Source organism: Micromonospora sp. B9E7, from assembly GCF_039871815.1.
Lineage (GTDB): Bacteria > Actinomycetota > Actinomycetes > Mycobacteriales > Micromonosporaceae > Micromonospora.
On record NZ_JBDPLX010000003.1, the window covers coordinates 273,471 to 286,246 of the forward strand.

Sequence of the window (12,776 nt, forward strand, 5' to 3'; positions counted from 1 at the left end):
GCACGTCAGAGGGCCTTACGCGACAACACCCGCTTGAGATCGGCAGGGGTGAGCGCACGTGCCACCAGCACCGCTCCGCCGAACATGGCACCGGCCAGCGCCGCCTCGACCGGCCAGGGCAGCCGGACCAGCCACAGCACGAGGATCGTGACCGCACCGACGACGAAGACACTCGCCATCTCGCGCACCGGCAGCCGTGACGCCATCGCCCGAGCGGCGAGAAGGCAGGTGGCGACACCGATGATCAGTTCCGTCCCGGCGGCGACCGCTGCCGCACCCGTGGCTCCCCATCGGGCGCAGGCCCAGAACATGGCAGCGATGTTGATGACCGCCACCGAGACGGTCAACACCGCGATCGGCCGCACGAGGCCCAGAGCGGAGCAGATCGTCGTGCCGACATAGCCCAGAGTGACGCCGACGAAGGCCACCGCCAGCAGGACCAGTGGCGCGACCGCCGGACCGAACTCGTCGCCGTACAGGTAGGCGACGAGAGCGGGGGCGAGCGCGATCAGCATGACCGCGGTACCCACACCGATCACGGCCCCGGTGCGCGTCGCCAGGCTGAAGACCAGCGTCCGGCGATGCGGATCCATCGACATGCTGTTGGCGACGATGGGCAGCAGCGGAGCCACCAACATGGCTGGGCCGAGCTGGGCGACGTCCAGGAACTTGTACGCGGCCGAGTAGTAGCCGACCTCGGCGGCTCCCTGGAGGTGGAACAGGATCACCGACCCGAGTCGGTAGTAGGCCATGACGGCCAGCGCGCTGATCGCCAACGGCCAACTCAGCGCGAAGATCCGACCCGCTTCCGCCCACGAGGGCCGGCCGAGTGGTACGAGCCGGCGATTGATCGCCACACCGACGCCCGTCTGCAACACGACGACGGCGACGAAGAACCAGGCGAGCAGAACGACGTCGCCGCCGGTGCCCGCGATGACGACCACGGCGACCAGCCAGAGGACCCCCTGCACGAGGGCGAGGATGGCCGAGACCTCGGGCCGGAAACGTGCCATCGCCCCGGCGGTGAGGATGGACGCCGCGGACAGCGGCGTCGCGATGGCGACGACGCTGACGACCGCGCTCGACTCGCCGAACAGACCCTGTGCGGCGCAGATCAGCAGGGCCACCGTCGCGGCGAGCGCCACCGACGTGCGGATGACCAGGCCGGTGCTCAGGATGCGGCCGGCTGCCGCCTTCTCCCGTGCGATCCGGGAGCTCACGGTGATCGTGGTACCCATGTCGGCGACCTGTGCCGCCGCCGTGCCGAGGGTGAGCGCCAGGGCGAAGACCCCGTACCCCTCCGGGTTGAGGTAGCGCGCCAGCACGGAGGTGGTCGCCATGCCCACCACCATGCCCAGCAGCCGGAGGCCGAGGGAGATCGCGGTGGCCGTGCTCAGGCCCCGCGCCGACCGGGTGCCGTCGGTCGGGCCGCCCGGCTCGTCGATCGTTCCGGCGTCCGCCGGAAGGGTGCCGACTGTCGCGGCATCCCCGTCACCCGGCCCAGTTGTCGTTCTGTCGGTCGCGGTCACCGAAGGCACTCCCCGAAGATGTGTTCGTACGCGTCCAGCCAGGCTTCGCGGCCGTGCCGCTGCTCGACGTACGACAGGCCACTCCCGCGCAGTTCCAGGAGCCCTGCCGCCCGGTCCGGAGTCAACTCCGACGGGTCACCGATCACCAGACCCCCACAGCGGGGTACGAGTTCGGTGCCGGGGTCGCCGTCGAACGCCACGATCGGCAGGCCGGCGGCGGCGGCCTCCAGCACGCAGGTCGGCGTACCGTCGGTCTCCGCCCCGCAGTAGAGGTAGAGGTCGCTCGCCGCGAGGAGGTCCGGCACGTCGTCGCGGTGACCTGTGAAGTGCACGTCCGCGCTGCCCGCGCTGAGCCGTTCGAGCCGCTCGCGGTCCGGCCCGTCGCCCACGACGACCAGAGCACTCCCGCTGGCCAGCGCCGCAGCGATCGCCCGGTCGTGGCGCTTGGCACCGTGCAGGCGGGAGGCGAGGATGGCGACCCGACGGTCCTGGAAGTGGCGTGGCAGCAGCCGCTCGCGCAACGTCGCCCGCATCTCGGCCGACGGAGCGGCATAGCGCTGGGTGTCGATCGAGTTCGGCACCACGACGAGCTTGTCCCGACCGACGACCGGTTCGAGATCGCGCGCCACGGCCTCGCCGACGCAGACCACGCGGGAGACATGCTCGGCGGCGCGCGCGTAGCCCGCGAGGAGCAGACGTCCGGCCGGCCCGCCCATCCATCGCCCGTGCTCGGTCCAGACCACCGGCGCCCGACGGGACAGCGGCGCGGTCAGGGCGATCTGTTCCCGTTTGAACTGCAGGTAGTAGACGGAGGCGTCGGCGACGACCTGCGTCCGGTGCCGTTCCAGGGGAACCCGCAGAATGCCCGCGGCCATCGTCTTGCGGGACCACTTCGGGCCGAGCCCGATCTCCCGCCGGGCCAGGCCGCGCTCCTCCCAACCTGGGCACTGGCCGTACAGCACGACGTCGTGGCCGCGCTCACGCATACCGTGGCCGAGCGCAACCGTGTGCGCCTCGGCCCCACCGGCGGTGTCGGAGACGGAGACCACCGTGACGGTCATCGTGGACAAGCTCGTCCTCTTCTCAGCCGACACGGGTCCGGCCATCGGTCCGGCTCTCCTGAGCGACGTTGTATTCGTGGAGGTAACGCCCGGCGGCGTCGGCCGTGTCGAGCGGCTGCGCCCCGGTGTCATACGCGGCGACGATGGCGTCGCGTACCGCCTCGACGCTGGTGTCACGCGCGACGGCGGTGGCCAGTTCGCCCAGCCCTCCGCACGGCGCGACCGCGGTCGGCACACCCAGCCGGGCTGCCACCGCGAGGACACCGGACTGGCTGGCGATCTGATACGGCGCGACGACGACGTCGGCGGCGGCGACCAGTGCGGTGAAGTCGTCGACGTCCAGGTAGCGGTAGTCGGTGACCACCGCCGCTCCGGTCTGCGCGACCAGCGAGTCCACCTGTGTGCCCGGTCCCAGGTCCTCGCCGACCACAGCACCTCGCCAGCCGGGCAGGCCGGCCATCGCCTGGACGAACAGCTCCGGGTTCTTGTCGGAACGGACCTGACCAGGCAGCAGGGCGAGCCGGCCACCATCCGGGTCGAGCTCGGCCCGCCAGTGTCGGACCCGTGCCGGATCGGCGGGCGGCGTCCACTGCACCAGGGGAACCTGCGCGACGTTCGGCACCCCCCGGTCGAGCAGCAGCCGCCGGTCGGCGTCGGAGTAGACGAGGACCCGGTCGGAGCCCTCGAGCGCGCTGCGCAGGGCGCGTCCGCCCCCGGGAGCGTTCGACCGGACGAAGGTGTTGTGTGGGCTGGTGACGACCGTCGCGGCGCGCCGCCGGGCCACCGACACCAACTCCGGGGTCAGCGCGAACATGCCCTGGATGTGGACGACGTCCTGCGGGTCGATCGCGCGGTGGAGGTGGGGCAGGGTCCGGACGACGTAACGCGCCGACGTCCGCGCCTGCCGGACCACCCGGCTGGAGGACGCGCGGTGCCAGCTCACGCACCGGCAGAGGCGCACCGTGGCGGGAGCGGCGTCGCAGTCGTCGGCGGTGTGGACGACCACGTCCACACCGAGTGCCACCAGACCGGCAGCCACCTCGACGGTGTGGTTGAAGACTCCGCCCCGACCGCCGGACTCGATGAGATGGACACGCCGGATCACCGGGCCGCCTTTCGAGCGGCGAGGGCCGCGACGGTGTCGACGACCTCGGCGACCGTCCGGGACCAGCCGAGTGCCTCGCAGCGTTGCCACCCGGTGAGCTCCCGCGCGTGTCGGGTGGGCAGGTCGCGTACCGCGTCGACGACCGCCTTCGCGAAGGAGTGCGGATGGTCCGCCGACCAGTAGGCGTCGGCGTCCCGCAGCGCGTCGGGCAGGCCCTGGGCAGCGAACGGACTCATCACGACGGAACGCCCACGCGACATCGACTCGGTCAGCTTGAGTTGCGAACCACCGCCGGTGGTGGCGGGCGCGACAGTCACCGCGGCACCCGCGTACGCCTCCGCAACGTCGTCGAGGGTGCCGAGGACGGTGACCCCGGGAACACCGGCGAACTCCGAGGCCAGTGCCTCACTCCGCCGGCCGGCGACCACCAGTCGGGTCTCGGGGGATTCGGCGTGCACGAGGGGCCAGACGTCCCGCACCAGCGCGCGCAGCGCCGTCACGTTCGGCTCGTAGTCGTACGACGCAAGGGCGAGCACGTACCCGTCCGACGGTGACGGATGGTACGGCCAGATGTCGACGCCGTTGGGGGCGAGGATGACCTGCCGGGCCCACTTGCTCAGGACGTCCAGGTCCGGTTGTGCGAGCGCGACACAGACCTCCGCCTGGGCCGCGACCCGGGGCTCCCAGAAGCCGGCCTTGGTCGCCTCGGCGCGACGGGCCATCCGTTGCCAGCCCTGAGCCGAGGTCACCAGGGTCTGGAGACGTCGACTCTCGATGTTGGCGAACTCGACGATCTGCGGCACCCGGCGGGACGCCGGGGGCGCCCACGCGGCCAGGTAGGAGTGTGACCAGTACACCGCGTCGGGCCGGAAGTCGGCGCAGAGCGCGTCCAGGGATTCGGCGATGGGCACCATGTAGTGCCCACCCAGGTGGGGGCGACCGGAGGCTCGGGTGCGGACCGCCGATGGCGGTGACCAGGCCAGCGGGCGGGTCTCGACGGGCGGATCCTCCTGACGGTTGCCGTGGTCGGGGAACGTGACCAGCACCTCGGCCTGCTTGCTCAGCGCCTCGGCGACCCGGGCGGTCCGTATCCGCCCTCCGTGTTGCGCCGGCCACGGCGGCTCGACGCTCACGACAAGTACCCGGCTCATACCGGCACCACCCGATTCCCCCGTGTTCGACCGCGTTGCGGCCGGTGATCATTGCCCATCGCCCGCTAACGTTCGCGGGTCAGTTCGGTCTGCAGGAGCTCCCGCAGCACCGCGCCGCGGCCCTCCCAGCCATTCTCCGCCGCGCTCGTCATCCGATCGGTCACCGCGGCGTCGGAGGCCGGTTCGAGCAGCTCCACCACGCGCTGGGCGAAGTCGTCCCCCGCGGCCATCGTCACGTGCGGGTTGGTGCGCGCCAGCTCCGTCACCGACGGGAGCCCGGTGCTCACGACGGACAGACCGGAGGACAGGTACTCGAAACACTTCAACGGGCTGACACCCCGCGTGTAGTCATTGATCGAGTACGGGATGAGCCCCACCGCGCACGTACCCGCCACCTCGGCGAGCTGGGCGGGCGTGAGGACACCGAGATGGCGTGCCCCGAGTTCCTCGAGGCGCCGCAGTTCCGCGTCGAAGCTGCCGCCACCGGCTGCCAGTGGACCGGCCAGCAGCAGCTCGCCACGACCACGCACCGCGGTGGCTACCGCTTCGAGGATCGGCATGTCCAGCTTGTGGACGGTGAGGTTGCCGGAGAAGAGAACGGCGGGACGACGCTCGGCCGCAGGGCGACTGGCCGCCGTGAAAACCGAAACGTCCGCCACGTTCTGCAGCAGCTCGACCCTGGGGAACCCGGCGCCGACGAGGTGCTCGTGCACCGCCTGACTGGTGGCGATGGCAACGGAGGTACGCGACGACAGCGACCTCTCCCCCCGGCCCACGGCGACACCGTCCACGCCCGGGAAGGTCGCCAGGAGGTCCACGCAGTGGTAGATGACGACGTCCGCCGACGCTTCCAACCCATACGTGACCGGGGTGAACGTCCACAGCACACGAGGGTGAGGACTGCGGAGCCAAGCACCGGTGGCGCGCCTCAGCAGCGCCCGGTTCAGCGGTAGCGTCGGAGCGCGATGCACCGGCAGCACGAGGGGCGACACGATCTGCGCGTTGGCCGGGCGGGGCCGGTGGGCTGGTGTCTCCGTCTGTTCGCCGATGGCCCGCTTGACCCGGCTGGCCATCCGGACGACATCGTCCCGGCGCAGCTTGGGCCGGCGCAGACCCAACGACTCGACGAATGTGATGTTCGCGCTCCGCGACAGCTCCCGCGCGACGTAGTGCTGGTTGGTCGCGATCGGCGAATCCCACTCGGCCGTTCCCAGCATCAGCACGTTCGGCAGGGAAACCTCGCCGAATCGGGCCTGCTCCGGCATTGACGCCGTCACCATAAAATCATCTCCAGCTCGCAGCGCCACTCAGACCCGGCGCAAGATTAAGGGAGCCGGCAGGTGAAGCCAAGACCTGGGGTCTTCCTGCCAACAGGGCTGGCCGGGCGGCTATGCCTCGTCCGTCAACCAGGTGGCGATGTTCGCCTGGAAGGCCTGCGGCGTGAACCGTTGGGCGTTCGCAATCGGCCCGGACGGGGGCAGCAACGCCGCCTGGCGAATCGGGTCCACGTAGGCAGCCGGGTCGGTCTCGTTCAGGAGGAACCCGGTCTGGCCGGTGATGACGGTCTCCAACAGCCCGCCGCGAGCCCAGCCCACCACCGGGGTGCCGCAGGCCTGCGCCTCCACCGGAATCATGCCGAAGTCCTCGAGCGCCGGGTAGAGCAGCGCCACGGCGCCCCAGTACAGCTCGCGGAGCCGCTCTGTCGTCGGCCGGAACTCGAACTCCACCGGCACGTCGGCTCGGGCGGCCAACCGACGCAGATTCTCCTCCTCCGGGCCGCCGCCGGCGATCACCAGTGGCAGCCGGGCCGCGGCGGCGATCTCGATCATCAGGTCGAAGTTCTTGTACGGGATCCAGCGGCCCACGCCCAGCAGATAGCGGCGTTCCTGGTTACGTACCTCCGGCGGAGCCGCGCCGAAGTACTCCACCTCCACCGGAGGGTTGATCACCCGTGCGTCGCGGCCCCAGAATCGGCGGATCCGTGCCTGGACCTCCATGGAGTTCGCCGCGTAGCTGTGGACGTGCCGGCTCAGCCGCTTGTCCCCGGCCTGCAGCACGGCGCGCATCGGTGCGAGCACGGCGTTCGCACCCCGCTGGTCCAGTTCGGGGCTCCAGACATAGCGGGCTGGCGAGTGCACGTAACTCAGGTGCCGGGTCTCGTCCGGGTCGCCGATCTTGACGGTGTGCGCGAAGGCGTGGCTCGACGAGATGACGAACTCGTACTTCTTCCGGGTCAGCGTTCGCCACGTCAGCGGCATCAGCGGGAGCGCGAGGGCCTTGCTGCGCCGCAGCGGCGTCTTGGCCATCCAGGACTCGTGGATGCCCTGGTCCACAGTGGCATCGTCGTCCTTCCACAGGACGAAGCGATCCGCGTGTGGCACCACGTCGGCCATGCTCAGAAAGACCTGCTCCGAGCCGCCGGTCGCGCCGAACCACTCGTGGATCAGAGCGACCGACCGGTCGGCCAGGGGCCGCAGACCCGCGTCGGGTGTGGACGAAGTGAGGCTCACTGACTTTCCCCCCAGGCGACCGGGGTACCGGTCACACTCGCTGCAACAGAGATTCGGTCGAACCAGGGTGGCGGACCCTGTGGGCGTGCTCAGAAGACTGTGACATCCCGGATGTAGCTGGCGAAGCGGCGCAGTTGGTAGGCGCCCTCCACCGGCGAGGTCATCCGGACCACCACCTGCCGGTCGATCATGCCGGCCTCGCCGCTGCGGACGTAGGCGACGACGACCAGCCCGTGCCGCTTCGTGCCGTTGGCCTCGATGATCTGCTCGGCGTAGCTCGCGTGCTGGCCGCTGCGAACCCACTGCGCGCCCCATGCCTCCTCGACGGCGCGCATCGCGTTCTGCCACTGCTCGTTGCACGGCGCAGGGCAGCTTCGCACGATCAACTCGCCACCGATCATCTGCTCGCCCGGCGCATTGTTCCCGCAGTTGTACTTGATGAAGCCGTCGGCGCGGGCCGCGAGGGCACACTTCCAGTCCATCGGAAGCTTGACCGGGAAGCCGACCCCGTCGAGGTCGGTCAGGGTCTGCACCTCATCCCGCTCGTTGTACTTCGGCCACTGGGTCGGCCATGCTCCGGGCTTCGGCGGCTCGATGCCGGGCGCCTGCGGCGGCGCCGTCGGCAGAGGTGGCGGGCCGAGGGTACTGCCGGACGCGGTCACCGTGGGGGTGTCCTCGCCACCCGAGCCCTTCCACAGCGCCACGCCGCCAGCACCGGCGAGCACCACCAGGACCAGCGCGGCGATCCCGATCCAGAGGCCGGTCCGCTGGGGCTTCGGCGCGGACGGGGCGATGCGGCGGACCGGTGAGGCGAACGCGTCGCCGCCCGGCCCACTCGTCGGCGTGGGGACGGCCGGTGGCGACGAGGTCACCGCGGCCGGAGAGGCAGGTACACCGGAGATGGGGTGCGGGGCGGCGGACACCAGTTGGCTCGGGATCGGAGCGGCCTGCACCGCCCACGGGGCCGGCGGTCCACCGGAGACGGGCTGCGGTGGGGCCGACACGGGGGGCGCGGACACCGCCGGTGGGGCGGAGGTCGGTGGGGCGCTCGTCGGGGCGGGGGTGTAGTCGACGCCGAGGGCCCGGAACAGCTTTTCCGCGCCGGGACCGACGTCCGCCGAGTAGGCCACCCAGGGTGCGGCGGCGGAGAAGTCGGCGTACGTGTAGGGCGTCGGGTCGGCCGACTGGGCCAGCAGGTCGGCGGCCCCGGAGAAGGCCTCTCGCCACCCGGCCGTGGCGGCAACTGTGGCATCGAGCACCGCCACCGTGACGAACCGGCCCTGCTCGTCGATCGCTGCCCACGCCTTCCCCACTGGTGACCCGCCGAGCGCGTGGGTGAACCTGTAGGGGCCTTCCGGCTGCATGCGCACTCCTCCGTTGAACCGCCGTGCGGATAGTACCGACCGCAGTCCAGCCTGACCGGCCCCGGCCGGCGCCCTTCGGTGGGCGGGCCACTGCTTGCTTCGTGAAAGTTTCTATGCATAGAGTCAGCTCATGAATGAAGGAGCTGTCGAGGCACCCGCTGACCGGGTGCTCGACCTGTTCCAGGGTGTGCGGCTCACCCCCACCCAGCGCCGGATCGCGCACTGCCTCGTACAGCACGCCCCCGCCGTGGCGTACCTGTCCGCCGCCGAGGTCGCCGATCTCGCCGGGGTCAGTCAGCCGTCGGTCACCCGGTTCGCCGTCGCGCTCGGGCACGACGGTTACCCGGCCCTACGCCGCCGGCTGCGCGATCTGACCGCCGGGACACCGAGCGGGTCGGCGGACGCCGGCAACGAACTCCAGCAGGCGGTACGCGCGGAGATGGGCAACCTGGACCGGCTGGCCGGTCAGCTCGCCGACCGGGACCGGATCGCCGAGACCGGGCGGCTGCTCGCCGAGAGCCGCCCGCTGCCGGTGCTCGGTCTGCGTGCCGCCGCGCCGCTGGCCGCGTACTTCGCCTACTTCGCGGCCAAGGTGCACCAGGACGTACGGGTGCTCGACGACGGCGGCAGTCTGCTCACCGATCGGCTGGAGCAGGCGGCCGAGGCCGGAGCGTCCGCCCTGCTCGCCTTCGTCCTGCCCCGCTATCCCCGGGAGACCCTGGACGCGCTGCGCGACGCGCGCGCCGCTGGGCTGACCGTGGTGGCGATCACCGACTCACCGGTCAGCCCGGCCACCGAGTACGCCCACGTGGTGCTGCCCGCCGCAGTCGGCGCGCAGCTCGTGTTCGACCTGCACACCGCACCGATGACCCTGGCCATGGTGCTGTTGCAGGCGATCTGCGACGCCGCACCCGCCGACACCCAGCGCCGACTGGAGGCGTTCGAAGCCTCTGCGGCCCGCCGACAGTTGTTCCTCGGATGACCGGAGGAGAAGCAGAGATGACCAAGCCCATCCGCGCCGCACGGGGCAGCCAGCTGACCACCCGAGGGTGGCAGCAGGAGGCCGCTCTGCGAATGTTGATGAACAACCTCGATCCCGAGGTGGCCGAGCGCCCCGACGACCTGGTGGTCTACGGCGGCACCGGGAAGGCGGCGCGGGACTGGCCGTCGTACCACGCGTTGGTCCGTACGCTCACCGACCTGCGCGAGGACGAGACGATGCTGGTGCAGTCCGGCCGCCCGGTCGGGGTGATGCGTACCCACGAGTGGGCGCCCCGGGTGCTGCTGGCCAACTCCAACCTGGTCGGCGACTGGGCGACCTGGCCGGAGTTCCGCCGCCTCGAACAGCTCGGCCTGACCATGTACGGGCAGATGACCGCCGGTTCGTGGATCTACATCGGCACCCAGGGCATCCTCCAGGGCACCTACGAGACGTTCGCCGCGGTGGCCGCCAAACGGTTCGGGAGCACCCTGGCCGGCACGTTGACGCTGACCGCCGGCTGCGGCGGGATGGGCGGCGCGCAGCCCCTCGCGGTCACCATGAACGGCGGCGTCTGCCTGATCGTGGACGTGGACCGCACCCGGCTCGACCGCCGCGTGCACGACCGCTACCTGGACGAGGTGGCCGACTCGCTGGATGACGCGCTCGATCGGGTGCTCGCGGCGAAGCGGGACCGGCGCGCGCTCTCCGTCGGTGTGGTCGGCAACGCGGCGGTGGTCTTCCCCGAACTCCTGGTGCGGGGCGTGGAGATCGACATCGTGACCGACCAGACCAGCGCGCACGACCCGTTGGCGTACCTGCCGGTGGGGGTGGACCTGGCCGACGCCCGCGACTACGCCGCGGCGAAGCCGGCCGAGTTCACCGACCGGGCCCGGGCGTCGATGGCCCGGCACGTGGCGGCGATGGTCGGTTTCCTCGACGCCGGCGCCGAGGTGTTCGACTACGGCAACTCGATCCGCGGTGAGGCGCAGCTCGCGGGCTACCAGCGTGCCTTCGACTTCCCCGGTTTCGTGCCGGCGTACATCCGGCCGTTGTTCTGTGAGGGCAGGGGCCCGTTCCGGTGGGCGGCGCTCTCCGGCGACCCGGCGGACATCGCCGCCACCGACCGGGCCATCCTCGACCTGTTCCCGGAGAACGAGTCGTTGGCCCGTTGGATCAAGCTGGCCGGTGAGCGGGTCGCCTTCCAGGGCCTGCCGGCCCGGATCTGCTGGCTCGGCCAGGGCGAGCGGGACAGGGCGGGCGTGCGGTTCAACGACATGGTCGCCTCCGGTGAACTCTCCGCGCCGGTGGTGATCGGCCGGGACCACCTGGACACCGGCAGCGTCGCCAGCCCGTACCGGGAGACCGAGGGCATGGCCGACGGCTCCGACGCCATCGCCGACTGGCCGCTGCTCAACGCCCTGGTCAACACCGCCAGCGGCGCGTCCTGGGTGTCCATCCACCACGGCGGTGGCGTCGGCATCGGCCGGTCGATCCACGCCGGGCAGGTGTGTGTGGCCGACGGCACCGCCCTGGCCGGTCAGAAGATCGAACGGGTGCTCACCAACGACCCGGCGATGGGCGTGATCCGGCACGTCGACGCCGGCTACGACAGTGCCCGCGAGGTCGCCGACCGCACCGGAGTCCGCATCCCGATGACCGAGGGCGCCGACTCGTGACCGGCGACCTCTCCGCCCGCTTCCGGGCCCTGTGGGACGAGATCGCGCCGATCGGGCGGGACGCCGACAGTGGCGGCTACCTGCGGTACGCGTTGACCGCGCCCGAGCTGGAACTACGGGCCTGGTTCCGCGCGCAGGCCGAGCGTCGCGCGATGCCGGTCACCGAGGACGGCAACGGCAACCTCTTCGCCCACTGGGGTGATCCCGAGGGCTCCGACGCCGTGCTGACCGGCAGCCACTTCGACTCGGTGCCACACGGCGGCGCGTACGACGGGCCACTCGGCATCGTCAGCGCCTTCCTCGCCGTGGACGAACTACGCGCCGCCGGGGTCACCCCGGACCGGCCACTGGTGCTGGCCGCGTTCGTGGAGGAGGAGGGTGCGCGCTTCGGCGTACCCTGCCTGGGGTCGCGGCTGCTCAGCGGTGCGCTGCCGCCCGACCGCGCGGCCGGCCTGCGCGACGCGGCCGGGGTGAGCTTCGCCGAGGCACTCGGCGACCAACCGGCGGGCGCCCGCCCGGAGCTGTTGGGCCGGATCGGCGTCTTCGTCGAGTTGCACGTCGAGCAGGGCCGCGCGCTCGTCGACACCGACGCGCCGGTCGCGGTTGCCAGCGCGATCTGGCCGCACGGCCGGTGGCGCTTCGACGTCGTCGGGGAGGGCAACCACGCGGGCACCACCCGGATGACCGACCGCCGCGACCCGATGCTGACCTACGCGTTCACGGTGCTGGCGGCCAACAAGGAGGCCCGGCTGCGCGGTGCGCACGCCACCGTGGGTCGGGTCGCCGTCGAACCCAACGCCACCAACGCGATCCCGTCGAAGGTCACCGGTTGGCTGGACGCCCGGGCCGCCGACCCGGAGACGCTCGCCGGCCTGGTCGACGCGGTACGCGGCAAGCTCGCCGAGCGGGCCCGCCGCGACGGTACGGCGGTGACGGTCACCGAGGAGTCGGCGACTCCGCTGGTCGCCTTCGACGGTGGGCTGGCCGAACGCCTCGCCAGGCTGCTGGACGCGCCGGTGCTGCCGACCGGCGCGGGGCACGACGCCGGGGTGCTCGCCGGGCACCTGCCCACCGCGATGCTCTTCGTGCGCAACCCGACCGGGGTGTCGCACTCCCCCGCCGAAGCCGCGAGCGACGACGACTGCGCCGCCGGGGTACGGGCGCTGGCCCGGGTGCTGGAGGAGCTGACATGCCGGTGAACGGGGTGGCGAGCCGCTCCTCGGACGGCACGGAGCTGCGGCGCCGGTGGGTGCGGAGTCTCCGGCGTGGCGAGGTGCGGCATCTCCTGTTGTCGTCCTTTGGAGCTGATGTCGTAAACGAATCAGCCGGAGGGCCCCGACTGTCGGCGCCACCCCGAACGCCGGTGTCAACCCGGCGGCTGATGTCAGCCCGGTCGTT

The 12,776-nt window shown here is 71.6% G+C and carries 10 protein-coding genes; 3 read left to right on the plus strand and 7 right to left on the minus strand.

What is annotated here, in order from left to right; translation table 11 throughout:
• Positions 1-5 precede the first annotated feature (5 nt).
• The 7 genes from ABGB10_RS06490 to ABGB10_RS06520 form a co-directional block, all read right to left on the minus strand.
• Positions 6-1,529, minus strand: a complete 1,524-nt coding sequence (locus ABGB10_RS06490; RefSeq protein WP_347659929.1) for a flippase — start codon at positions 1,527-1,529, stop codon at positions 6-8.
• Positions 1,526-2,590 carry a glycosyltransferase family 4 protein gene (locus ABGB10_RS06495; protein WP_347659930.1) on the minus strand — a complete coding sequence of 355 codons (1,065 nt, stop codon included), beginning with the start codon at positions 2,588-2,590 and terminating at the stop codon, positions 1,526-1,528. Before ABGB10_RS06495 ends, ABGB10_RS06490 begins: the two co-directional genes overlap by 4 nt.
• Before the next feature lie 22 nt (positions 2,591-2,612).
• Positions 2,613-3,695, minus strand: a complete 1,083-nt coding sequence (locus ABGB10_RS06500) for a glycosyltransferase (protein ID WP_347659931.1) — start codon at positions 3,693-3,695, stop codon at positions 2,613-2,615.
• A complete protein-coding gene (locus tag ABGB10_RS06505; protein WP_347659932.1) occupies positions 3,692-4,846 on the minus strand; it encodes a glycosyltransferase in 1,155 nt (384 codons plus the stop codon). Before ABGB10_RS06505 ends, ABGB10_RS06500 begins: the two co-directional genes overlap by 4 nt.
• Before the next feature lie 65 nt (positions 4,847-4,911).
• On the minus strand, positions 4,912-6,123 hold the full coding sequence (locus tag ABGB10_RS06510; RefSeq protein ID WP_347659933.1) for a glycosyltransferase: 1,212 nt from the start codon (positions 6,121-6,123) through the stop codon (positions 4,912-4,914).
• A gap of 111 nt (positions 6,124-6,234) precedes the next feature.
• On the minus strand, positions 6,235-7,356 hold the full coding sequence (locus ABGB10_RS06515; RefSeq protein WP_347659934.1) for a glycosyltransferase: 1,122 nt from the start codon (positions 7,354-7,356) through the stop codon (positions 6,235-6,237).
• An 89-nt stretch (positions 7,357-7,445) separates the two neighbouring features.
• A complete protein-coding gene (locus tag ABGB10_RS06520; protein ID WP_347659935.1) occupies positions 7,446-8,720 on the minus strand; it encodes a hypothetical protein in 1,275 nt (424 codons plus the stop codon).
• 130 nt (positions 8,721-8,850) lie between these two features.
• Here ABGB10_RS06520 and ABGB10_RS06525 point away from each other — a divergent pair, with 130 nt between their 5' ends.
• From ABGB10_RS06525 to ABGB10_RS06535, 3 genes are read left to right on the plus strand one after another with little or no spacing between them, the layout of a single operon-like run.
• A complete protein-coding gene (locus ABGB10_RS06525) occupies positions 8,851-9,702 on the plus strand; it encodes a MurR/RpiR family transcriptional regulator (protein WP_347659936.1) in 852 nt (283 codons plus the stop codon).
• 17 nt (positions 9,703-9,719) lie between these two features.
• Complete coding sequence (hutU, locus tag ABGB10_RS06530; RefSeq protein ID WP_347659937.1) at positions 9,720-11,378, plus strand: urocanate hydratase; 1,659 nt, start codon at positions 9,720-9,722, stop codon at positions 11,376-11,378.
• Positions 11,375-12,577, plus strand: coding sequence for an allantoate amidohydrolase (locus ABGB10_RS06535; RefSeq protein ID WP_347659938.1), 1,203 nt, complete (start codon positions 11,375-11,377; stop codon positions 12,575-12,577). The genes hutU and ABGB10_RS06535 overlap by 4 nt, the downstream gene beginning before the upstream one ends.
• Positions 12,578-12,776 lie beyond the last annotated feature (199 nt).

Coding starts and splice junctions, on each gene's coding strand:
- ABGB10_RS06495 (WP_347659930.1), bottom strand. CDS start 2,590: ATGACCGTCACGGTGGTCTCCGTCTCCGACACCGCCGGTGGGGCCGAG.
- ABGB10_RS06520 (WP_347659935.1), bottom strand. CDS start 8,720: ATGCAGCCGGAAGGCCCCTACAGGTTCACCCACGCGCTCGGCGGGTCA.
- hutU (WP_347659937.1), top strand. CDS start 9,720: ATGACCAAGCCCATCCGCGCCGCACGGGGCAGCCAGCTGACCACCCGA.
- ABGB10_RS06505 (WP_347659932.1), bottom strand. CDS start 4,846: ATGAGCCGGGTACTTGTCGTGAGCGTCGAGCCGCCGTGGCCGGCGCAA.
- ABGB10_RS06525 (WP_347659936.1), top strand. CDS start 8,851: ATGAATGAAGGAGCTGTCGAGGCACCCGCTGACCGGGTGCTCGACCTG.